At 57.3% G+C, this 22,824-nt stretch carries 15 protein-coding genes; 6 read left to right on the top strand and 9 right to left on the bottom strand.

The genetic code is table 11. From position 1 onward, the window contains the following. Positions 1-89 precede the first annotated feature (89 nt). Positions 90-1,043, top strand: coding sequence for an aldo/keto reductase (locus H0S68_RS18140; protein ID WP_128865061.1), 954 nt, complete (start codon positions 90-92; stop codon positions 1,041-1,043). Between the two features lie 5 nt (positions 1,044-1,048). Here H0S68_RS18140 and H0S68_RS18135 read toward each other — a convergent pair whose 3' ends face one another. Beyond that, positions 1,049-1,573 (bottom strand): AAA family ATPase, encoded by a 525-nt coding sequence (locus H0S68_RS18135; protein WP_115058291.1) that lies wholly within the window; start codon positions 1,571-1,573, stop codon positions 1,049-1,051. Between the two features lie 89 nt (positions 1,574-1,662). Then, a complete protein-coding gene (yegD, locus tag H0S68_RS18130) occupies positions 1,663-3,015 on the bottom strand; it encodes a molecular chaperone (protein ID WP_020828087.1) in 1,353 nt (450 codons plus the stop codon). A 166-nt stretch (positions 3,016-3,181) separates the two neighbouring features. Here yegD and alkA point away from each other — a divergent pair, with 166 nt between their 5' ends. Next, positions 3,182-4,678 carry a DNA-3-methyladenine glycosylase 2 gene (alkA, locus tag H0S68_RS18125; RefSeq protein ID WP_410528893.1) on the top strand — a complete coding sequence of 499 codons (1,497 nt, stop codon included), beginning with the start codon at positions 3,182-3,184 and terminating at the stop codon, positions 4,676-4,678. Between the two features lie 10 nt (positions 4,679-4,688). Here alkA and H0S68_RS18120 read toward each other — a convergent pair whose 3' ends face one another. From H0S68_RS18120 to H0S68_RS18105, 4 genes are all read right to left on the bottom strand, one after another. Then, a complete protein-coding gene (locus H0S68_RS18120; protein WP_115058292.1) occupies positions 4,689-5,039 on the bottom strand; it encodes a DNA-binding protein in 351 nt (116 codons plus the stop codon). 212 nt (positions 5,040-5,251) lie between these two features. Further along, positions 5,252-8,593: a diguanylate cyclase gene (locus H0S68_RS18115; protein ID WP_410528892.1), complete on the bottom strand. Its 3,342-nt coding sequence runs from the start codon at positions 8,591-8,593 to the stop codon at positions 5,252-5,254. 164 nt (positions 8,594-8,757) lie between these two features. After that, positions 8,758-10,191, bottom strand: a complete 1,434-nt coding sequence (gene mgtE / locus H0S68_RS18110) for a magnesium transporter (protein ID WP_020828083.1) — start codon at positions 10,189-10,191, stop codon at positions 8,758-8,760. Between the two features lie 196 nt (positions 10,192-10,387). Beyond that, a complete protein-coding gene (locus H0S68_RS18105; RefSeq protein WP_020828082.1) occupies positions 10,388-10,567 on the bottom strand; it encodes a YfgG family protein in 180 nt (59 codons plus the stop codon). Between the two features lie 647 nt (positions 10,568-11,214). Between H0S68_RS18105 and H0S68_RS18100 the strand changes: the two genes are divergently transcribed. After that, complete coding sequence (locus tag H0S68_RS18100; protein ID WP_410528891.1) at positions 11,215-13,362, top strand: EAL domain-containing protein; 2,148 nt, start codon at positions 11,215-11,217, stop codon at positions 13,360-13,362. Positions 13,363-13,393: 31 nt separating this feature from the next. Here the strand turns inward: H0S68_RS18100 and ppx are convergent, their stop codons facing one another. Next, a complete protein-coding gene (gene ppx, locus H0S68_RS18095) occupies positions 13,394-14,944 on the bottom strand; it encodes an exopolyphosphatase (RefSeq protein ID WP_020828080.1) in 1,551 nt (516 codons plus the stop codon). Positions 14,945-14,954: 10 nt separating this feature from the next. Then, positions 14,955-17,018 (bottom strand): polyphosphate kinase 1, encoded by a 2,064-nt coding sequence (gene ppk1, locus H0S68_RS18090; RefSeq protein WP_020828079.1) that lies wholly within the window; start codon positions 17,016-17,018, stop codon positions 14,955-14,957. Positions 17,019-17,414: 396 nt separating this feature from the next. Between ppk1 and H0S68_RS18085 the strand changes: the two genes are divergently transcribed. From H0S68_RS18085 to pstB, 3 genes are read left to right on the top strand one after another with little or no spacing between them, the layout of a single operon-like run. Then, the gene (locus tag H0S68_RS18085; protein WP_020828078.1) at positions 17,415-19,577 is read left to right on the top strand and encodes an ABC transporter permease subunit; all 2,163 of its coding nucleotides are present in this window, start codon (positions 17,415-17,417) and stop codon (positions 19,575-19,577) included. Continuing rightward, positions 19,574-21,226, top strand: a complete 1,653-nt coding sequence (gene pstA / locus H0S68_RS18080) for a phosphate ABC transporter permease PstA (RefSeq protein ID WP_130016641.1) — start codon at positions 19,574-19,576, stop codon at positions 21,224-21,226. The genes H0S68_RS18085 and pstA overlap by 4 nt, the downstream gene beginning before the upstream one ends. Before the next feature lie 28 nt (positions 21,227-21,254). Continuing rightward, positions 21,255-22,067: a phosphate ABC transporter ATP-binding protein PstB gene (gene pstB, locus H0S68_RS18075; RefSeq protein ID WP_020828076.1), complete on the top strand. Its 813-nt coding sequence runs from the start codon at positions 21,255-21,257 to the stop codon at positions 22,065-22,067. A gap of 80 nt (positions 22,068-22,147) precedes the next feature. Here the strand turns inward: pstB and speG are convergent, their stop codons facing one another. Continuing rightward, the gene (gene speG / locus H0S68_RS18070; protein WP_020828075.1) at positions 22,148-22,702 is read right to left on the bottom strand and encodes a spermidine N1-acetyltransferase; all 555 of its coding nucleotides are present in this window, start codon (positions 22,700-22,702) and stop codon (positions 22,148-22,150) included. Positions 22,703-22,824 lie beyond the last annotated feature (122 nt).

Raw genomic sequence — 22,824 nt, 5'->3', positions numbered from 1 at the left:
CATCCGGCTTATAGCGAATGCGTTTTAGCGGATTTCCTGCTTTCGCGCTAATAATTATCCTGCGAATCATCAACTCCATGGAGCATGCAATGAGTCATAAAGAACTGGGCCGTTCGGGCATCAAAGTGCCGGCATTGACCTTCGGCGGTAACGTGTTTGGCTGGACGGCGGATCGCGAAACTTCATTCAGCCTGTTGGATGCGCTGGTGGAAAATCAGCTCAACTTTATCGATACCGCCGACGTGTACTCGAGCTGGGTGCCGGGCAATCAGGGCGGTGAATCGGAAACCACCATCGGCCAGTGGCTAAAAAAGAGCGGCAAGCGTGACCAGGTGATCATCGCTACCAAAGTCGGCAAGCCGATGGGCGAGGGTAAGCAGGGGCTGTCACCACGCTATATCCAGCAGGCGGTAGAGGATTCACTGCGGCGTTTGCAGACCGATTATATCGACCTTTATCAATCGCATGACGACGACCGGGACACGCCGTTGGCGGAAACCCTGGCGGCGTTCGACGACTTGATCAAGGCCGGTAAGGTGCGGGCGATAGGCGCTTCCAACTATCAGGCCGATCGTCTGGAGGAGGCATTGAAAGTCAGTGAAGAGAATGGGTTGGCGCGCTATGAGACCCTGCAACCGGAGTACAATCTTTATGCGCGTGAGGAGTATGAACGCAGCCTGGCGCCGGTGGTGCAGCGCCATGGATTGGGCGTGATTAACTTCTTCTCGCTGGCCAGCGGTTTCCTGACCGGCAAATACCGCAGTGAAAAAGATATCGGCAAGAGCCAACGTGGTGACACCATCGTTGAGCGATACCTTAATCCACGCGGTTTCAAGATCTTGGCTGCGCTGGATCGGGTTGCGGAAAAACACCACACCTCGCCAACGCAGGTTTCACTGGCCTGGCTGATAGCGCGGCCGGACATCACCGCGCCGATCGTCAGCGCCACGTCGCTAAAGCAGTTGGATGAGCTGATCAGCGCTACCCGGCTGCGGCTGGATGCCGAGGATATCCGCATCCTGAACGACGCCAGCGCCTGGTGACCTGCTCAGTTGCCGACGGCGTTAATCAAGGACAGCAACTGAGCCACGCTGGCTTCCACTGGCTGGCCTGCGGTATCAATACGGGCCACCGGGGTATGCCAGGGTAGGTAATCGTGGCGGGTGACGCTGTGCCAGTTAGGGAGGCGCAGTCCGGCAACGTCCCCGTCGCGGGTTTCAACCCTGCGACGGTGCTCGGCACTGTCTGAGCAAACCACCTCAAAATCTATGCAGGCTACACCAGCCCGTTGTGCGACGTTATGCCAGGCTTCGCGAGTGACCGGCAACGGGTTGACCGAGTCGGCAATCACCCAGTGGCCCAGACGCAGGTTGTCTTCGGCAACGCCATAAGCGGCAAAATACCCGGCGGGGCCGACGTCATCGGCCAGGGAGCCACTGTTACGGATAGCTTGTTCAAGGGTATCGATACGCAGATGCATTGCCGGTAATGCGCGAGCCAGCGCCCGTGCGAGCGTAGTTTTACCACTGCCTGGCAGCCCGGAAAGAACGATCAGCATTGTTGTTCCTGCCATGATTATGGTTCCAGCCGATACAGTACCTGATTTCGCAGCGAATGGCTTGGCGGCAGGGCGCGGCATTGAGCTACCGCGCCCTGGTGCCCTTAACGGAACAGCGTCTGCGCCCAGCGAGCCAGCCCGGCGGTGACCGAGCCGAAGTCGTTGCCGCCGACGATAGGAATGCCCGGCAACTGCTGTTGTAGCGCGGCGCGCAACAGCGGGGAACGTGCGCTGCCACCGGTGAGATAAATCACCTGCGGTGCGGTCTGGCTACTGGCCAGCGCGGCGCTGACCTGTTCCTGAATGCGCAGCAGCGGCTGTGAGATGGCCTCGGCAAGCTGATCCTGGCTGATGGTTTCTGCCAAATCAGTCTGGACGAAGGCCAGCGGAGCGCTGATGTTTTGCTGTGCCGACAGGGCGATTTTACTCTCCTCCGCGGCACGCACCAGACGGTAGCTCAGGCGTTGCTGATGCACTTTCAGCAGGCGTTTAACTTTTTCAGGCTCGGCGGCATCGCGGATCAAATCGCGCAGCATGCGGCCATTGGCAGCGCTGTAAAAGTCGATCTGCGCCGGAACGTCGTTGGTGGCTACCGCGTTCCAGTAAGGCAACGCAGGCAAAGCGATGCCTTTTTCAGTTTCGCCACCCATACCGAACAGCGGCATCAACTGTTTGAACGCCAGCATGATGTCCAGATCGTTACCGCCAACGCGGCAACCGCTGTGGCCCAGCAGGCTTTGCTGGCGATCGGCACGGTCACGCCATTGCGGCCCCATCAACAGCACCGAACAGTCGGTTGTCCCGCCGCCAATATCCACCACCAGCACGGTTTTTTCTTCTTCCAGGGTCGCTTCGAAATCCAGGCCTGCGGCGACCGGTTCGAACTGGAATTCAATGTCTTTGAAGCCTGCACGCTCGGCAGCGCGGTGCAAAATACCCTGCGCCTGGCGGTTGGCTTCTTCGCCACCGATGCCCTGGAAGTTGATCGGACGGCCGATCACCGCCTGGCTGATGCTGTCTTGCAGTACGTTTTCCGCCTGACGTTTGATGTGGAACATCATGGCGCACACCAGATCCTCAAACAGCGCGATCTGTTGTGGTTTCAGGCCGTTGGCGCCGAGGAAGGATTTCGGGGAGCGGACAAAATACACTTCTTCCGGATCTTCAACGTAGTGCGCCAGCGCCTGCAGGCCAAACAGCACGCTGTCGCTGGCGACCGGGATATCTTCTTCGCGGTTATAGTTGATTGCCCGGCGCAGCAGTTGCTGGTTTTCCTCGCTGGCGGTCGGCACCTGCCAGTGGCGGTGCAAACACTCGCTGACGGCTTCGCGCGTCGGAGCACACAGCATCGACGGCAGATAGGGCTCGTTGTTTTCCAGCGTCAGCAGCTCGGGGCCATTTTCTCGCATCACTGCGACGGAACAGTTGGCCGTTCCGTAGTCAAATCCAATAAACATGTCTTTTCTCTATCCCCATGCCAATGAAGGGGGGCGACTTTACCCGAGACTCGGCCCCTGGGCAATCTGAGAGCGCTTAACTGACGAAAAATTTAGCGGCGACGGCGCTAGCATGCTTAACTTAATGTCCGAATCTCGCACGTCAGCGCACCCATCGAGTCGCATAATGCACAAAAAACTGACCCCGAGCGTGGCTATGAAAAACCAACAGCAGGCGTTGTATGAAGCACTGAGTGCGCGCGATCGCAAATTTGACGGTCGCTTCTTCGTCGGCGTTTCGTCGACCGGTATTTATTGTCGCCCGGTGTGTAGCGCCCGTACGCCAAAAATTGAAAACTGCACGTTTTATCCGAGCGCGGCGGCGGCGGAACTGGCGGGGTTTCGCCCCTGCCTGAAGTGTCGGCCGGAATTGGCGCCGGGGTTGGCATTGATCGATCTCGGCAATCGTTATGCTCAGGTGGCGGTGCAGTTGATCGAGCAGGGGTATCTGTCGGAGCACAGCTGCGAGCAACTGGCAACGCGGCTAGGCATTTCCGATCGCCACCTGCGGCGTATTTTTGCCGATCAGTTTGGCGCCTCGCCGATTGATTATGCCCAGTCGCACCGGCTGTTACAGGCCAAACGCCTGCTGGCGGATACCGATATGCCGTTGAGTGAGGTGGCCTTTGCCGCCGGTTTCGGCAGCCTGCGGCGTTTTAACGAACTGTTCAAGGCGCGCTACCGGCTGATCCCTTCGGCACTGCGCAACAGCAGTGGCCGTAACGAACGTACCGTCGCCAGCGGGCTGGTGTTTCATCTGGGCTATCGACCGCCCTATGACTGGTCGCGCATGCTGGGTTTTTTGCAAACCCGTGCGGTGAGCGGTGTGGAGCGGGTGGAGGGGCAACAGTACCTGCGGGCGATAGCCATCACTCAGGGCGGCATCGAATATCGTGGCTGGGTCAGCGTGCAGCCGGAAGAGGCGCATAATCGGGTACGGGTGGAAATTGCACCTTCCCTGAGCCGGGTGACGACGGAAGTGCTGCGCCGCACTCGCCAACTGTTTGATCTCGACGCCGCGCCGGACCTTATCGCTCAGGCATTGGGGCCGTTGGCTGCCGATGCGCCGGGCCTGCGGCTACCGGGCTGCGTCAACGCATTCGAACAGGCGACCCGCGCGGTGCTTGGGCAGTTGGTCAGCGTCAAAATGGCGGCGACTTTTGCTGGACGGATGGCTGAACTCTGGGGTACCCCGCTGGAACAGCCCTACGGTGGCATTACCCACGTCTTTCCCACTGCCGAACAGATTGCGCGATTACAGCCTGAGGCGCTGCGCCCCTTGGGCGTGCAACTGAAACGGGCGGCGGCGTTAATCGGTATTGCGCAGGCGGTTACCGAAGGGCGATTGCAACTGGAGAACGTGCTGGATATTGAGCAGGGGATCAAGGCGCTGACTGCGCTACCGGGGATTGGCAGTTGGACCGCCAGCTACATCGCCATGCGAGCCTGGTCGTGGCCGGACGTGTTCCTGGCGGGGGATTATCTGATCAAACAGCGTTTTCCCGGCATGACGCCACGCCAGATTGAGCGCTATGCTGAAAGCTGGCGACCCTGGCGTTCCTACGCCACGCTGCATCTGTGGCATAACGATGGCTGGGCGCCGTCAACGGAGGCTGTCGGGTAGCGGCTACGGGCTAGTCTTTGGCAGCAATGCGCGTCAGCAGGCCGTCTATTCCTTCGCGCATCAGGAAGGCCAGTACCTTCTCGCGCTCGCTTTCACTCAGATGATGGTAATACTCAATCCACACCGCCAGCGGATCCTGGCGTTCAACCTGATATTCAGCAGGATCTTCTTGCAGTATCAGTAAGCTGCGCGCGCCGATCGGCAGGCTGTTGATGTGGTATTCCACCGCTTTGCCCTGCACGCCTTTGCGCCGGCGACTGATCCAGCCTTCGCGGCGGGCCATTAAATTGATGCCCTGTGGCGAGGAGGGCAGTCCTGCAATGCCGGTCAGCTCTCTGGCGGCAAACCACTCTTTTTTCATAGCCATTCATCCCTGAACAATTAGGTGTATTGAGAGAGGAAAAAATTAATTCGCATGCTGATTTCCGTATCCACGTGTTATGCAAGCGATTAACTTTGACCTGTTAGTTATACCACTAACCTCAGTCGGGCTAAGCAAAAAAAGCAGAATGGATGAGATGCGGCGGCGAGGCCGCCGCTCGAAAGGCAGGGGGATATTGCTGGGAATAGCGACTAGCGGATACCAAAGTAACCGCCGCTGAGCAGTTCCATCAGCGATTGTTCCAGTGCGATGGCGTCGCCGTCCGACAGATCGATGCCAATCGCCTGCAGGGTGTTCAGCGTTATCTGCTGGTGTGCCGGGCCGGCCAGCGTTTGGGCGTGCACCCGATGCGTCGCCCCATTGAGCATCGACACCATCAGTTCGTCCATCTGGTTGCAGTGCACGTTGGTGATGAAGCGTTCGTCGACGCGGATATAGTCAATCTTTTGGCCATGCAACTCGTCAAAGGCGTTGAGGCTGTGCCCAAAACCGTTAACGATCAGCTTGCAGCCCCGTTGCTGCAACTGCTGGAGGAACGGCCTGCAAATGCCGGCGTGCTCCAGCACCACCGCATCATCGACCGCCAGCAGCAATGCCCCTGGTTGCAAGGGGGAGGCGTCCAGCGCTGTCAGCAGCTCGTCCTGGAAGCTGGCGTCCAGCAGACTGTCGGTTGTCAGCGGCAGCGCGATGGACAACCCCTTGCGGGCAATATCAGGGGCGCGCTGCGTCAAAATCTGCCCGATGATCCAGCGGTCAACCTCTTTCGTCAGATCGTATAGCCGGGCAGCGGAGATAAAATCGTCGCTCGCCAGCGCCTGACCGTCCTGATCCCTCACCTGCAGTTTCAACTGATAGAAACAGACCGCCAGCGGCGTTTTTGGCGGTGCGACCGCCCTGACATGCAGCAATAATTGCCCATCGTTGATGATGTCCGTCACTTCCTGACGCGTCAGCAGTTCATGCTGACGTTCCAGGATCATTTTTTGACGCGCCTCATAGAGATAAACCTGGCCACGTCCGCGATGCTTGGCGGTATAACAGGCAATATCCGCCTGCGCCAGCAGCTCGCTGCTCTTGCCGGCATCGGCATCAATACGGGTTACGCCTGCACTGGCGCCGACGTGGTAAATCTTCCCTTCCCAAAAGAACGGGTGCTGGCTGATGTGATTAACCAATTGCTGTATCAGCGACTGGGCCTGTTCCCGCGTGCAGTCGAACAGGATCAGCCCGAACTCATCGCCGCCAAGCCGGGCCAGACAGTCGCTGTTACGCAGATGGTGCCGCATCAACAGGGAAAGATCTTTCAACAGCGCGTCGCCCGCGGCGTGGCCGGCATTGTCATTGACCGCCTTGAAACGGTCGAGATCGAGGAACACCAGCGCGTGCTGCAGTCGTTTTTCAGTGGCGTTGGCGATAGCGGCCTTCAGGCGCTTTTCAAAACTGGTGCGATTGGGCAGCGTGGTCAGGGCATCGTGCGACGCGCTGTAACTCAACTTCTGCATCAGTTCGCGCGAGGCCGTGACATCCTGCAGTACCATCACCGCGCCCATGACGTTGCCGTCGATCGTTTTCAATGGTGATACCGACTGCTGGATGTCAAAACAGCGACCGTCGCGACCATGCAGCACCAGGGCATAGTCTGCGGACAGCTGCCGGTTTTCCTGCAGGCAGCACTGGATCGGGTTTTCTACCTCTTCGCCGTCTTTGCCGTTGGTCATTCGAACCACGCCGGCGACGGGCATGCCGATCGCCAGACTGAGCGGCCAGCCGCACATTTGTTCGGCCACCGGGTTCATAAAGGTAATGTGCATTTCGTCGTCGGTGGATATCACCGCTTCGCCGATCGCATCGAGCGTAATGTGCAGACGCTCTTTTTCTTCGTGCAGCGCTTCGGTCAGATTACGGACCTCCGTCATGTCGATATTGGTGCCGATCATGCGCAGCGGCAGACCCTGAGCGTCTAAAATAACGTTACCCTGGCCGCGGATATGCCGCACTTTTCCCTCGCGGGTGAGCAGTCGGAACTCCAGAACAAAGGGGCCCGGCCGCTTCAACAATGTGGCCATCTCACGGTCGGTGCGTTCACGATCTTCCGGTACCAGCAGCGTCCGCCATAGCGAAAACGTTGGCGTCTGGTCCGGGCTGAGGTCGTAAAGTTCAAACATACGCTTGTCCCAGGTAAGCTCTTCGCCGCGCATCATCCATTCCCAAACGCCGATGCCGCCCACTTTATTCGCCAGCGTAATGCGCTCCATCAGTCGATGGTTCTCTGCGGCCGTGCGTTTCAATTCGCTGATGTCTTCTACCTGCGAAATAAAATACAGCGGTAGCCCTTCGGCATCGCGCACCAGCGATACAGCCAGTAACGCCCAGACGTGCTCGCCGTCGCTGCGAATATAGCGTTTCTCCAGGGTGTAACTGCTGATATGCCCGTCGAGCAGATCGTGCAGCTGCGTCAGATCGGCGTTCAGATCGTCCGGGTGGGTGATTTCCTGGAAAGTCAGGCGCCGCAGAGCCTCCGGGGTATAGTCGAGCAGTTTGCACAACGCCTGATTGACCTGCAGCCATTTCCCCTGCGGCGACACCAGCGCCATGCCGATGGCCGAATATTCCAACGCATTACGAAAGCGAGTTTCACTCTCGACGATATGCTGTTTCTCCACCCGGAAGGCGTGCATCACCATGGCCATCGAGTGCGCCGGGATCAAAATCAACAGGATCGGCAGGTAAATCTCGATATCGCTGAACGGACCGGTGGGCGCATGAAAATGCAGCAACCCGATGGAAATCATCACGGTGATCATCAGCGTGGTGCAAAAGCAGATGACGAAAGCCTCGAGCCGCGGCAGCGCGATTGCCGCCCACAGCAGCGGCAGAATGACGAAGGTGAACGGAAAGGGCAGGTAGCTCAGCGCCAGATAGCTGAAGGTCAGCGCGACTATCAACGTTAGCAGCAGAGTGTACAGATTCAGCGTATCCAGCATGCGACGGCGATAGACCAGCCCGATGGGCGTCAGCGACAGGACGCCAATAGCTTCTGAAATAAACCAGGTACTGAAGGGGTGCCAGAAAGGGTGCCCCGGGGCGGGAACCCACCAGGCGGCCAGCAGGGCGCTGAACAAAGGGGTGAATATCACCGCGCAGACGACAAATTTAAGCCAACTGGCCAGGCTGTTCAGCGGATCGTCCTGCAGCAGCATGCGGCGCAACAGCAGGGTGCAAACCACGGCTTCCAGCAGGTTGATCAGTGTCAGTTTTACCGGGAACCAGCTAAAGCCGAACAGCGTGAAGCTGGCGGCCACGATGCCAACCCCGCATGCCAGCAGCGGTAACCCCCATTGGCGTGGCGAGTGGCGAAACAGTACGGCAATAATGGCGGCAGTGGGGAACCACAGCGGGGTAAAGTGGCTGGATTCGTTCGACAGCGTCAGGCACAGCAATGCCAGTAAAAATACCGCCACCGCCGCCAGCAGGCTGTGCGTCAACAAGGCGCCCTGACGCGTGATGAGATGATTCGGTGCGCTGATATCCATAGACAACCCTTAACTCTGGCATCTGTCACTGAACGAGGTCATGACGCGAATGAGATGGAAAGTTTATTGGCAAAGGGTAGTACAGCGCGGCAATAAAACCCACTGAATCAGACAGCTTTAGTGAGCAAACGCAAAAGCCGGCGCGTGGCCGGCCTTCTGGAGGTTTAAAGCAGGAACAAGGTAGCCAGTCCGAGGAAGATAAAGAAGCCGCCGGTATCGGTCAGAGCGGTGATCAATACGCTGGAACCTACCGCCGGATCGCGTCCCAGTTTGAGCATGGTCATCGGGATCACCACCCCCATCAGCGCGGCTACCAGCAGGTTGAGGATCATCGCCAGCGTCATGACGCCGCCCATCGCCCAGTCGCCGTACAGCAGCCAGGTCACGACGCCCATGATGCCGCCCCAGACCACGCCGTTGATAATGGCCACCCCCAGTTCTCTGAACATCAGGCGGGAAATGTTGCCGACCTCAATTTGGTGCAGTGCCAGCGCGCGTACGATCATGGTGATGGTCTGATTACCGGTATTGCCGCCGATCCCCGCGACGATCGGCATTAACGCCGCCAGCGCCACCAGTTGTGAAATGGTGTGTTCGAACAGACCGATGACGCGCGAGGCGATAAACGCGGTACACAGGTTGATGGCCAGCCATGCCCAACGGGTTTTCACCGCCTTGCTGACCGGGGCAAACACATCTTCTTCCGGGCTTAAGCCCCCCATGCGGCGCAGGTTGCTGTCGCTTTCTTCATTGACCACATCGACGATTTCTTCGATGGTCAAACGGCCCATCAGCTTGCCCTTGGCGTCGACCACCGGGGCGCTGATCAGGTCATAACGTTCGAATGCGCTGGCTGCCGCTTCGGCCTTGTCATCCGGCTGGAAGCTGGTAGGGTCGCTGTCCATGACCGTCTGGACCAGGGTTTCCGGGTCATTAAGCAGCACGGCGGTGAGCGGCAGTTCACCCAGCAGAGTATTTTTACGATCGGTGACGAAGAGTTTGTCGGTGGCTTCCGGGATGGTTTTGCGCAGGCGTAAGAAGCGATGTACGGCACCGATAGTGACGTCGGGGCGTACCGTGACCAGTTCAAAATCCATCATCCAGCCGACGGTGTCCTTGCCGTAGTGGATCATCTCGCGCACCTGTGCGCGTTGATCCGGCTCCATGGAGGTCAACAGGCGTCCCATCAGGTTACGCGGCAGGTATTGTGCCAAATAGGCCTGTTCATCGACGTCCAGCGTCTTGATCGCTTTGAGCAGGTCCTTGTCGCTCATCTCTTCGATCAGGCTGTCCCACACGGGCTCGGCAACTTCCACCAGCGTTTGACCGCGTTTGGCGTTCCCCACCAGCCGCCACAGTGCCAGTCGCTCGTCTTGGGGCAGCGCTTCCAGCAGGTCCGCGAGGTCAGCGGCGTGCATGTCGTCCAGCAGGCCGGTGATTTCTGCAGTCTGGTTTAGCAGCTCGCTTTTGCTGAGGGCGTTCTCATCCCCTGGCCGGCCGAGAATGCCATCGACCAGATCTTTGTTGTTTAACAGCAGAGAAAGAATGCGCTGGCGGTACTCAGCGACTTTTTTAACGTTATGTGTTGCAGCTGACATGGTCTTCCTTACTGGCACTCAGTGATCCTTAAGACCCACTCTGGACTAGATAGAGCATAGTGAATGCAGGCGTCATTTTTATGAAATGGGAGCAGTTGCTGAGGAATAAGTAAGGGGTCTGGCGCGCCGAGATACTGGCCGACGGCAGGCTGCTTAACTATTCGCAAGCCCTGCGGGATAACTTGAATCTGTGAGTTCAGGGAGTAGTGTCCCGGTTTTCGTCGCTCATCTCAGTGGTGCTTTGCTGAGGGGCGAGTTTTTTTTCCTGATGGTGGGGCACCGCGACGACCGCGGCATACAGCAGACGGCCGACTAAAATGATAAAGCTGACAAACAGCACTATTTTGGTCATCTGTCCGGTGGATTTTCTACGCATATATCACCCGGCATGCCGGTTTCCTGTGTTATGCCCGCCATCTTTCACGCTGGCCGTGCTGCGGCCACTTGAAATTTATAGAGATATTGAACGCTGATGCAGGCCCATAGAGTGTAAACGGAATTCTAGCCATTGATGACAAATATTGTCTATACCCGTCATACTTGAAGCTGCATCTTTGTTGGCTTTCCTCACTCACCCCAGTCACTTACTAGTGTAAGCTTCTGGGGATTCGCTGCGTTGCCGCCTCGATGCAACTCCAATTATTTAGAGTATATATTTCCGGGCAGCAAAACCCGGTATCTCGCCGCTGTTTAGCTTAAGTTTGGCTTTATCTGTCGGATCAGCAGCTTAAGATGAGACAAAAAATAGGCTTACACATTTTTACCCAACTTTTCCTCTTTGGTTGATCGGAGTCAAGCCTCACCCCCGCCTGGCGCCTAAAATTTCCGCCATTCTCCTGTCGCATATGATACTTTCAGCTTGCCTCATGAATGGATAGAGGTACGAAAAGGAACCTGCCTTGTTACCCGAACGCGTGAATGGAATTACGCCCTGACGGACTCGTTATTTTTATGATCAAGCCAATATTCTGGAAGCATTTACGCGAGCGCTGGTGGGGGTGTCCCCTCCTCTGGAGCCTGTTATTGATCACGTTCGCAGGTTGGCTATCGCCGCGGATAATGCTGCCTGAAGGCAAAGTCTATCTGCTCTATCTACCGCTCACCGCCTGTATTGCGCTGTTGATGGTCTACGACTGGCGGGCGCTGCCGGGTATTGCCCTCGCCATCATGCTGCGTTACGCCCACCGGCTGGGGCTGGAAAGTGGCTTGCTGGTGACGCTGCTGTACCTGTCTTGCCTGAGCCTGTGTTGGCTGGGGTATCGCAGGCAAACGCAACGCCGTTGGTGTGCGGCCCCGGGTGGTGCGGCGCTGGTGAAGGAGCGGCTAATCTGGCTGGTGGTGCTACCGGCATTGCTGTTTGTCTTCGGCCTGAAACTGCTGGTCGCCTTTGCCCGGTTGCCCGACGAACTCGGGATGATGCCCGGCGATAACAGCTACCTGATGGCGCTGGTTAATTTTCAAGCGCTGCTGCTGGGCTGTCTCTCCGCCATGCCCTTGCTCTACATCATGTTGCGCATCTTGAATAAACCCCGTTTTGCCCTGACGCTCTGGCGACGCTTTGGTCGTGAAATGGCGCCAAACGTCGATAAAAAAGAGCTGTCGCTGTGGCTGTTGGTGCTGGTGGGGATGGTGGCGGTGCTGTCCCATCACGCCAAAGAAGCCATTCCCCTGTTGCTCGGGGGGTACGGACTGGTCTTACTGCTGCCGGTAATGCTCTACGGTGCGATGCGTTTTGGCTATCAATTCAACTGCCTTATCTGGTCTGCCACTCTGTTGGTACTGTTTTTTCATTATCCCGGCGCTTCACAACCCGACAACCTGTTGCATAACCTGGCGGTCATCTCTTCGATGATGGTGGTGTTCACCCTATGCATTTTCCTGATGTCGGCGCTCAATACTCACCAACGGTTAAGCCATGCCAGGGCACAAAGTGCCTCGCTGCAAGATCCGGTAATTGGCCTGCCGAACCTGCGTGCCCTCAAGCGTGATCTGGCTCAGTCTCCGCCTTCAACCCTGTGTTTCCTGCGCGTCAGCGAACTGGATTTGCTGAGCCGTAACTATGGCATGCAGCTTCGTATTCGTTTCAAACAGCAACTGGCGGCGCTGCTGCATCAGGTATTGGCCCCCGGTGAAGGGGTTTATCATCTGCCGGGCTATGACTTGTTGCTGCGAGTGGATGCGGACAATAGCGAAGAAAAGGTCGAAGCGATTTACCGCGCATTGGAAAAATTCCGCCTGATCTGGAACGGTTTGCCGCTCCATCCTCCGCTGGGGTTAGGGTATTGCAGCGTGCTGCCCGATTTTGAACACCTCTACCAGTTGCTGGGGGAACTTAGCGCGTTGGCGGAAGTATCTCTGACCAGCGGTAAGCCGGAGAATGTGCAGAGCAGCGGTAATTTGGTGCAGGATGAAGTCAAACGCAAGGTGGCGCTCTTGCATGGGGTACAACGTTCGTTGGATAACGACGGCTTTATCTTGATGGCGCAGCCGATAGTGGGCCTGCGAGGTGATCGTTATTATGAGATTCTGCTGCGTATGCGCGACGATCAGGGGAACACAGTATCGCCGAATGATTTTCTGCCGGTGGCGCATGAGTTTGGCCTGGCTTATCGGCTGGATCTGTGGGTGCTGCGCAATACGTTGAAGTTTATGGACCAGCACCGTATTGCGCTGCCCAGCGCGCGCTTTGCGGTGAACTTGTCGCCTTCTTCGCTGTGCCGTCCAATGCTCAGCCAGGATGTAGGCAACCTGTTGCAGCAGTATCGCATCGAACCGTATCAACTGACGTTGGAGGTGACCGAGTCGCATCTGCTGCAGAATACGGATTACGCCGGCGCCAACCTGCAGGCGCTGCGTGAAATGGGCTGCCGCATTGCTCTGGATGATTTCGGCACCGGCTATGCCGGTTACGATCGGCTCAAGATGTTGCCGGTTGATATGCTGAAAATCGACGGCAGCTTTGTACGTGACATGCTGACCAGCGCGGTGGATTTCCAGGTGATTGCCTCTATCTGTAAAGTCGCGCGAATGAAGCGCTTGACCATTGTGGCGGAATACGTAGAAAGCCTGGAGCAGTTGGTCGCGTTGAAAGGGGTGGGCGTAGACTATATGCAGGGGTATTTCGTCGGCGAACCGCAACCCTTGGTGACGTTGCTATCAGAACAGAATTGATTGTCGCCCCCGCAGTACGGGGGCGACAGACTCAGGCCGAGCGCTGCTCGTCTTGCGAACCTTCCTCTTCGCAAATCAGTTTCCAACCCACGACGTCGTTCCAATAGGCCTGTTCACGTTCGAGATCCAGTTGCACCAGGTTGTTCAGCGCCAGATAACCGGCCGGGAAGCGCAGCGTCCAGTGGTTATCGTCGGTGCTCAGGCGCAGCGTTTCCGGCGTGGTGGTCGACTGGCGCTGGTTGTTGAGCAGGGTACTCAGACGCAACAGTTGGATCAGCGGCAGGTAATGCTTTTTCTTGAACAGGTTCAGGCGCGGCAATTCTTCCAGCTTGATACCCTTGCGGTGGAAGCGTACCAGCGCCGACAGCAGCAACTGCTGCTCCTGGTTGAAGCCCGGCAGGTTGGTGTTTTGCAGAATGTAGGCCGAGTGGCGATGCATGCCGCTGTGGTTGATGCTCAACCCCACTTCGTGCAACATCGCTGCCCATTTCAGCAAGGCTTCCAACTGCGGGTTCGCCAGCTTGGTATTTTGTGCCATCCACTGCGCATACAATAGCTCAGTGGTATCCAGTACCCGTTTGGCCTGCTCGCGGTCGATATTGTAGTGATCGGCCAGGCTCTTGGCGGTGCGGCTGCGAATGTCCTGATGACGGAAACGGCCCTCCATCTCGTACAGCACGCCTTCGCGCAGCGCACCGTCGGAAAGGCGCAGGTCGCGGATCGCCAACGCATCGAACACGCCGCACAGGATTGCCAACCCCGGCACAAACACCGACTGGCGGTCTTCCGACAGCCCCGGCAGGCTCATTGCGCTGAAATTTTTAAACTGCAGCACCTGTTCCGCCATCATTTCCAGCCGCTCGAGGGTGATCAGGCCATCTTTTTCGCCCATTGCCACCAGCACTTCGTGCGCGGCCTTGATGGTGCCCGACGCGCCCAGAGCATATTGCCAGCCCTGAATGCGGTACTGCCATGCTAGCGTTTCCAGCTTCTGTGCCGCCGCCAGGCGTGCGCGTTTGAAGTTGTTTTTGCTGATTTCCCCGCCCGGGAAGAACTGTTGGGCGAAGCTGACGCAGCCCATGCGGCGGCTTTCCGCCAGCAGGGGTTCAAAATCTTCGCCGATCACCAGTTCGGTAGAACCGCCGCCGATGTCGATCACCAGCTTGCGACCTTTTTCCGGTTGGGTATGTTCCACACCCATAAAGATCAGGCGCGCCTCTTCCTGCCCGGCGATGATTTCGATCGGGTAGGGGATCACTTTGGCTGCGCGCTTGAGGAATACCTCGGCGTTCACCGCCTGGCGCAAGGTGTGGGTACCGACGATGGTGACGTTATCCGCCGGGAAGCCTTGCAGCCGTTCGGCGAACAGCGCCAGGCAGGCCAGGCCGCGTTCTATTGCCTCTTCACTGAGCACATTGTTGCTGTCCAATCCATCGGCGAGGTGGACCCGCTGTTTTAAACGCCCCAATACCTGTAAGGCGCCATTGACGACGCGGGCAATCACCATGTGGAAGCTGTTCGACCCGAGGTCGATGGCAGCGATTTCCTGCGGTTTGTTCGTTGCAGTGCTTTTTAGCGGCATAGTTGCTGGCCTACTGTCCTGGTTGTTCCAGAGCTTTTAAATACTCGTAAATGGCAACCTGAGAACGGACTTTGCGGCGGTTGCCGCGCGGCACGTACTGGTTGCTCAGTTCTTTATCGAGGTAACGCGCCTTGACCGTGTCGCTGAACAGGATTTCCAGAATATCCAGAACCCGTTGTTTCAGCGTTGGATCCAGCAGCGAGACCGCGACTTCGATGCGGTAATCTATGTTACGGGTCATCCAGTCGGCAGAGGACAGATAAACCAGTTTGTCACCTTTGTTTTCGAAAACGTAAACCCGATCGTGTTCCAGATAGCGGTCGACGATGCTGATTATCTGAATATTGTCACTGATCCCCGGCAGGTTGGGAATCAAAGAACACATCCCGCGCACCAACAGGCGGATTTTTACGCCGGCGCCGGAGGCGGTATATAACCGATCTACCAGCCCTTTATCCACCAGATTGTTGATTTTCAGCATAATGCCGGCCGGAAGTCCGGCTTCGGCGTTGGCAATTTCGTTGTCGATCAACTCATACAGTTTCAGACGCGAGTTCTGCGGCGACACCATCAGGTTGTCGAAGGTGACCGGCCGGTACGGGTTTTCGATAAAGTTGAACACCCGGCGTACTTCGTTGGTGATGCGCGAATCGGCGGTCAGCAATGAATAGTCGGTGTAAATGCGCGCGGTTTTCTCGTTAAAGTTACCGGTGCCGATATGAGCATAGCGCACAATCTCGTCGCCTTCACGGCGTGAGATCAGGAACAGTTTGGCGTGAATTTTCAAGCCAGGCGCGGAGAAAATAACGTGCACCCCGGCTTCCGTCAGGCGCTTGGCCCAGTGGATATTGGCCTCTTCATCAAAGCGCGCCTGCAGTTCCACCACCACCGTGACTTTTTTGCCGTTATGGGCGGCGTGGATCATCGATTCGATGATGCGCGAGTCTTTTGCCACGCGGTAAATATTGATTTTGATCGCCAGCACGCTGGGGTCGAACGACGCCTGGCGCACCAGCTCCAGCACGTGTTCAAAGGTGTGGTACGGGTAGTAAAGCAGCACGTCGTGCTCGCGGATGGCGTCAAAGCCGTTGCGGAATTTTTCGAACCAGGTATGGCGCAGGCGCGGCAGCGGTTTGTTGACCAGGTTGGCCTTGCCGACGTTCGGAAAACCGATGAAGTCTTTGAAGTTATGGTAACGGCCGCCGGCAATGACCGAATCATAGTTGGAAATACCGAGCTTGCCGCGCAGCAGTTCCACCATTTCATTGGGCATGTCGCGCTGATAAACAAAGCGCACCGGCTCTGCAGTCAGGCGCTGCTTCAGGCTGGAAGACATCAGTTCCAGCAGGCTGGACTCCATCTCGGTAACCAGATCGTATTCCGCATCGCGGGTCATTTTCATCGAATAGGCGTTGAGCGCGTCGTAATCGAAGAAGCCCTTGAAGATGTCGTCCAGGCAGTAGCGAAGAATGTTATCCAGCAGGATCATCGGCTTGCGGCGACGAGGGGCTTCCGGCGGCAGGTTGACGAAGCGCGGTACCTTGTCGGACGGGATCTCCAGCAGCGCGTAATCGATACGCGTACCGCGGATAATCTCCACCGCCAGATAGGTGTAATCGTCTTTCAGGAACTGCACCAGGTTGGTTTCATTGTTGATCAGGATCGGCGTGATGTGCTGGCGCAGATGCTGTTTAAAGTATTGCCGCAGCCAGATTTGCTGGTTTTCCGACACCTGGCGTTCGTTGATCAGGAAGATCTGGTTGCGTGCCATTTCCAGCAGCAAATCGTTATACAGGCTGTCGAATTCTTGATCGGTTTTTAATACCTTGGCCTGGATCTTTTTCAGCAGATGGCGTGAAGCGCCGCCAGAGCCCTGTTCTTCGCTGATCAGAATGCGTCGTTTGAGATCGGCAAAGCGGACCTTATAGAACTCGTCAAGGTTATTGGAATAAATGCCCAGAAAACGCATGCGCTCAATCAGGGGATTGCTCTTATCTGCGGCTTCCTGCAACACGCGTTCATTAAAGGATAACCAGCTTAGTTCTTTTTCGATGTAGAGCTTTTCCTGACCCATTGCCACTCCAGTTCAATTTTAGAAAAGGATCCGGGACGCAGCGCCCGGATGCCGCTCTAGTGTCCTTCATCATTATTGCGAGAGATTGACAGGAAAGTCCAACATATCCATTACCTTGGGGCGAGGCATTTTAAGGCGTAAAAATATTCTCTGCGGCGTCCGGGGCGTTGAACATATCGGAGCAATATAAAATGAAGACAATAATGCTAAATATCTCTACAGATGATCGGCTTAACCATCATTTTTCAGCAATATATAGGGTTAATAATGCTAATGAATAGCGTTAAATTCGATATTGGCGGCAGGCAACTTTGTCATGCAAACGTCACAAAACTGACATAAGATGCCCGGTTATTCTATGGCGCAAGCCTGCTTACATCAGCGACAGCGAGAGACATGGCACAAACTACGGTAAACCAACATCCCCGGGATCGCCTGCGCGCGCGCATCGACCGTAGCGTTCAGGCGGCGGTTACCGTCAGCGGGCTGCTGGTGTTGATGACGCTGATGCTGATCTTCGTTTACCTGCTGTTTGCGGTGCTGCCGCTGTTTAAACCGGCGGCAATGGGGCAGGCGAAACCGCTGACGATCAGTGCCTCTGCACCTGCGCTGGCGCTGGGTATGGATGTGCAGCAGCGGATAGGTTACCGCATCGATGCGCAAGGGCAGGGGCAGTTCTATCCTCTGACGCAGCAGAACGCCCATCCTCTGACGCAACAGACGCTGCTGGCCAAACCGACGCTGCTGACTCAGGCGGCCGGCGAACGCGATCTGTTTGCTTTGGCACAGGCCGACGGCCGGTTTATCGTCGCCAGTGCGGACTTCGCAGCAGCCGGGGCGTCGGCACCGCAGTGGTTGTTTCCGCTTGGGCAACGACCGCTGACGTTGGATAAACAGGGGCGAGCATTAACGCTGCTGACGTTGGCTGAAGCACGCCGTGGGCAGTACCTTCTGGCCGGTGTGACCGAAGATCGTCGTTTGGTGTTTGGCCGTTTCGGCAGCGACCACCCGCCGCAGCTAAGTGAGATCACGCTGGACAGTGCGGTGCAGCAGTTGGTATTGACGCCCGACGGTCGCCAATTGTATCTGCTGGCGGGGAATCGGCTGGCGCGCTACCAAATTAATGACACGCAGCTGCAGCTAAAAGAAACGCGTACGCTTGGCGAACATTCTCCTTATCAACTGACGGCGTTGCCTGGCGGCAGCGCGTTGCTGATCGAAGCGCCTGACGGCAGCGTACGCGAATGGTTTGATGTCGAAAAAGATCGGCGCTGGCAACTGACGCCGGTGCAGCATTTCGACCACCAGTCCGAGCCGCAGGATTTGCTGGTGGCCGAACCTTATCGCCGGGTGTTCGCCACCCTGAGACCGGACGGCGGTTTCTCGCTGTTTTCCAGCATCCAGCCGCAGCCACTGTTGAACGGCAGGCTAAGCGCCGGGGTACAGCAGATGGCGTTCGCTCCACGCGGTGATGGCCTGCTGCTGGAAACGGCACAGGGCTGGCAACATTATGCGATCGACAACCCTTATCCCGACGTCACCTGGCGCTCGCTTTGGCACAAGGTGTGGTACGAGAATTACCCCGAACCGGCTTACGTCTGGCAATCCACCTCTGGCGAGGACAGCTATCAGGCCAAATTCAGCCTGATGCCGGTGATTTTTGGCACCTTCAAGGCCGCGGCCTATGCCATGCTGTTCGCCATTCCGCTGGCGCTGGCCGGGGCAGTTTATACCGCCTATTTCATGTCGGCCGGACTGCGGCGGGTGATTAAACCGGCGATTGAGGTGATGGGGGCTTTACCGACGGTGGTGATCGGGCTGGTGGCGGGCATCTGGCTGGCGCCGGTGATTGAATATTATCTGCTGGCGGTGTTGTCGCTCCCCTTGCTGTTGGCGGCGGTGGTGCTGGCATGCGGTGCGCTGATGAACCGGTTTGCCCCGCGGCGCCTGCCGCCGGGCGTCGATCTGCTGATCCTGTTGCCGCTGATTGTACTGACCGTCTGGCTGGCGTTTAGCGTGGGGCCCTGGCTGGAAGTGAAACTGTTCGGCGAGCCGCTGCATTTCTGGCTGGGCGATGATTATGACCAGCGCAATGCGCTAGTGGTTGGCGTGGCGATGGGCTTTGCGTTAGTGCCGATTATTTTCTCTTTGGCGGAAGACGCGTTGTTCAGCGTACCGGCAACCCTGAGCCAAGGGTCGCTGGCGTTGGGGGCGACCCAGTGGCAAACCGTGATACGCGTGGTGCTGCCTTCGGCCAGCGCCGGCATTTTCTCGGCGCTGATGATTGGCTTTGGCCGCGCGGTGGGGGAGACCATGATTGTGCTGATGGCGACCGGAAATACGCCGGTTATCGACGGCAGCCTGTTCCAGGGCCTGCGCGCCCTGGCGGCCAATATCGCCATAGAAATGCCGGAAGCTGTCGCCGGCAGCAGCCATTATCGGGTGCTGTTCCTGACTGCGCTGGTGCTGTTTATTTTCACCTTTGTCTTCAACACGCTGGCGGAGGCGATCCGACTGCGGCTGCGTGAGCGCTATACCCTGAACCAGGAGGCGCCATGAAGCGCTGGGCGAAGAGTGGTTCGCCGTGGATCTGGCTGACCGCCGGGTCGGTGGCCGTCAGCCTGTTGGCGCTGATCGGCATTATGCTGCTGCTGGCCGGACAGGGGATGCGCTATTTCTGGCCAAGCCCGGTCTATCAGTTTGAGCTCAACCAGAGTGCCGCAGGGCCGGTGACGATGATCGGCGAGCTGTATCAGCAGCAAAGCATTCCGCGCCGGCAACTGCTGGAGTCCGGTATCGCACTGCCGCCGGGGAATGCGCAAAGTTTTGAGCGCTATCTGATCAAGGTGGGCAACCGCGAGAGCGAAGGACAAGACTTCCGTACGCTGCTGGCCGGTGACATTGTTCGCCAAAGCACACCGCGCGATCTGCTGGTGCTGGAACGTAATAACAACGGCACCGCTTACGGTTATCTGGCCGGTATGCTGGAGGATGGTCAGCCGCTGACCGGCCGCAATCTTAGCCAGGCGCTGCTGCAACGTTTGCCGCAGATTGCCGCGCTTTCGCGTCAGGCCCATGATATTCAGTTTCGCGATATGGCGCGCATTAACCAGCGGTTCGATATGCTGCGTCTGCGAGAGAAAAGCTTACAGCGGGAAGATAAGCTAGACGCCCGCGCACAGGCGTCAATCAATGCCGAGCGGCTGGAACTGCAACGTCAATATCGACTGCTTTCCGACCGTCTGGAAGGTTTGAACCGCGATCGCCACCGCGATGCGCTGTTGCTGCGTGACATGCATGGCCAGACCCATACCATTGCGCTAAGCCAGGTGCGCGATGCCTGGTACCCCAACGCGATGAATACCACGCAAAAGCTGGTGCACTGGGCCGAACAGGTGAAGAAATTCCTCAGCGACAGCCCGCGAGAGGCCAATACCGAAGGCGGCGTATTCCCGGCGATTTTTGGCACGGTGCTGATGGTGATCCTGATGTCGATCGTGGTGATGCCGTTTGGCGTGATTGCCGCCGTTTACCTGCATGAATACGCAGGCAATAATCTGCTGACGCGGCTGATCCGCATTGCCGTGGTTAATCTGGCCGGCGTACCGTCGATTGTCTATGGCGTATTTGGCCTTGGCTTCTTCGTCTATATGATTGGCGGCACGCTCGATCAGCTGTTCTACCCGGAGTCGTTACCTAACCCGACCTTTGGCACGCCGGGCGTGCTGTGGGCGGCCTTGACGCTGGCGCTGTTGACGTTGCCGGTGGTGATTGTCGCTACCGAAGAGGGGCTGTCGCGCATTCCTGCTTCGTTACGCCAGGGCTCGTTGGCGTTGGGCGCCAGCCGGGCGGAAACGCTGTGGCGTATTGTGTTGCCGATGGCGGCGCCGGCGATGATGACCGGCCTGATCCTGGCGGTGGCGCGAGCCGCCGGGGAGACGGCACCATTAATGCTGGTGGGGGTAGTGAAATCCGTGCCGGTGCTTCCGGTAGATGATATTTTCCCGTATCTGCATCTGGAGCGGAAGTTTATGCACCTGAGCTTCCAGATCTACGATATGGCCTTCCAGAGCCCGAGCGTGGAGGCCGCCCGGCCGCTGGTGTTCGCCACCGCCTTCCTGCTGGTGGCGATTGTCGTGGGCTTGAATCTGGCGGCGATGGGCATTCGCCATTCGCTGAGGGAGCGGTACAGAGCATGGTCGCAGTAACAACGATGTTATTCCTGGGGAGTGCCTAATGAGTTTGATGACGCCAGGCAGTTTGCCCCGGTTGGATGTCCAGCACCTTGATGATGAACATACCGCGCTGGCGGTAAACGACCTCAACCTGTTTTATGGCGAAAAACAGGTGCTGCACGATATCTCGCTGCGTATTCCCAAGCACCGGGTGACGGCGCTGATCGGCCCGTCCGGCTGCGGCAAATCCACGCTGCTGCGCTGTTTCAACCGTATGAATGATTTGGTGGACAACTGCCGGATTGAAGGCGATTTGCAACTGAACGGTCAAAGCATTGGCGGCGCGCAAATCGACGTTGCGGCGTTAAGACGGCGGGTCGGCATGGTTTTCCAACGGCCGAATCCTTTCCCGAAATCGATTTATGAAAACGTGGTTTACGGCCTGCGTCTGCAGGGCGTGCGTGACCGACGGATCCTCGATGAGGCGGTGGAGCGTTCGCTGCGTGCCGCCGCGCTGTGGCACGAGGTCAAAGACCGGCTGCGCGAGAACGCGTTTCGTCTTTCCAGCGGCCAGCAGCAAAGGTTGGTGATTGCCCGGGCGATAGCCATCGAGCCGGAAGTGCTGCTGCTGGATGAGCCGACCTCGGCGTTGGATCCGATCTCCACATTGACCATTGAAGAGCTGATTTCCGCGCTGAAGCAGCAGTACAGCGTGGTGCTGGTGACGCACAACATGCAGCAGGCGGCACGCGTCTCGGATTACACGGCGTTTATTCACCAGGGCCGATTGGTGGAATACAACGACACCGACGACATCTTTACTTCACCGCGCCAGCGCCGCACCGAGGATTATATTACCGGACGATATGGTTGATGCCGCAGTTGTCTTTGCCTGCCGTTGGGATAAGCCCGAATATCATGATAGTAAAAACCCGCTCTCGCGGGTTTTTGTTGTCACTTAACCAAAGGTTGATCGCTGGCGGCGGTTTTGAATTTCGCCATGTACTGCGGCTGGAAGATGCACATGCGCAGCACGGTACGGTATTCACCGTTAACGAAGAATTCGTCAATCAGCTCGCCTTCGACTTCAAAGCCCAATTTGCTGTAGATGTGGATTGCCTTCGGGTTTTCTTTATCGACGATCAGGTACAGCTTGTACAGGTTCAGTACCGAGAAACCGTAGTCCATCGCCAGCTTGGCGGCGATAGTGGCGTAGCCTTTGCCCTGATGCGTCGGGTCGATGATGATCTGAAATTCCGCGCGGCGGTGGATATGGTCGATCTCCACCAGTTCCACCAGCCCGACCTTGGCGCCCTGGTGTTCAATAATAAAGCGGCGTTCGCTCTGGTCGTGGATATGTTTGTCGTAGAGATCGGAAAGTTCTACGAAGGCTTCATAGGGTTCTTCAAACCAGTAGCGCATCACGCTGGCGTTGTTGTCCATCTGATGGACAAACGTCAAATCATCCCGTTCCAGTGGGCGTAGCCTGACGTTGGTAGTGCTGGACATGGGGGTTCCTCAATGTCGTTATAGATAGGGGCGGTTGCCACTGTGGGCAAGTATAACGTTGGCGATGGGTTGCGGCGAAAAAAAAACGGCGCCGTGAGCGGCACCGTTTAGAAGGGGTTAAG

The sequence above is a fragment of the Serratia sp. AXJ-M genome, from assembly GCF_046531865.1.
Lineage (GTDB): Bacteria > Pseudomonadota > Gammaproteobacteria > Enterobacterales > Enterobacteriaceae > Serratia > Serratia liquefaciens.
This window is presented reverse-complemented; position numbering and strand designations above follow the sequence as displayed.

Coding starts and splice junctions, on each gene's coding strand:
- H0S68_RS18140 (WP_128865061.1), top strand. CDS start 90: ATGAGTCATAAAGAACTGGGCCGTTCGGGCATCAAAGTGCCGGCATTG.
- H0S68_RS18135 (WP_115058291.1), bottom strand. CDS start 1,573: ATGGCAGGAACAACAATGCTGATCGTTCTTTCCGGGCTGCCAGGCAGT.
- yegD (WP_020828087.1), bottom strand. CDS start 3,015: ATGTTTATTGGATTTGACTACGGAACGGCCAACTGTTCCGTCGCAGTG.
- alkA (WP_410528893.1), top strand. CDS start 3,182: ATGCACAAAAAACTGACCCCGAGCGTGGCTATGAAAAACCAACAGCAG.
- H0S68_RS18120 (WP_115058292.1), bottom strand. CDS start 5,039: ATGAAAAAAGAGTGGTTTGCCGCCAGAGAGCTGACCGGCATTGCAGGA.
- H0S68_RS18115 (WP_410528892.1), bottom strand. CDS start 8,593: ATGGATATCAGCGCACCGAATCATCTCATCACGCGTCAGGGCGCCTTG.
- mgtE (WP_020828083.1), bottom strand. CDS start 10,191: ATGTCAGCTGCAACACATAACGTTAAAAAAGTCGCTGAGTACCGCCAG.
- H0S68_RS18105 (WP_020828082.1), bottom strand. CDS start 10,567: ATGCGTAGAAAATCCACCGGACAGATGACCAAAATAGTGCTGTTTGTC.
- ppx (WP_020828080.1), bottom strand. CDS start 14,944: ATGCCGCTAAAAAGCACTGCAACGAACAAACCGCAGGAAATCGCTGCC.
- ppk1 (WP_020828079.1), bottom strand. CDS start 17,018: ATGGGTCAGGAAAAGCTCTACATCGAAAAAGAACTAAGCTGGTTATCC.
- H0S68_RS18085 (WP_020828078.1), top strand. CDS start 17,415: ATGGCACAAACTACGGTAAACCAACATCCCCGGGATCGCCTGCGCGCG.
- pstA (WP_130016641.1), top strand. CDS start 19,574: ATGAAGCGCTGGGCGAAGAGTGGTTCGCCGTGGATCTGGCTGACCGCC.
- pstB (WP_020828076.1), top strand. CDS start 21,255: ATGAGTTTGATGACGCCAGGCAGTTTGCCCCGGTTGGATGTCCAGCAC.
- speG (WP_020828075.1), bottom strand. CDS start 22,702: ATGTCCAGCACTACCAACGTCAGGCTACGCCCACTGGAACGGGATGAT.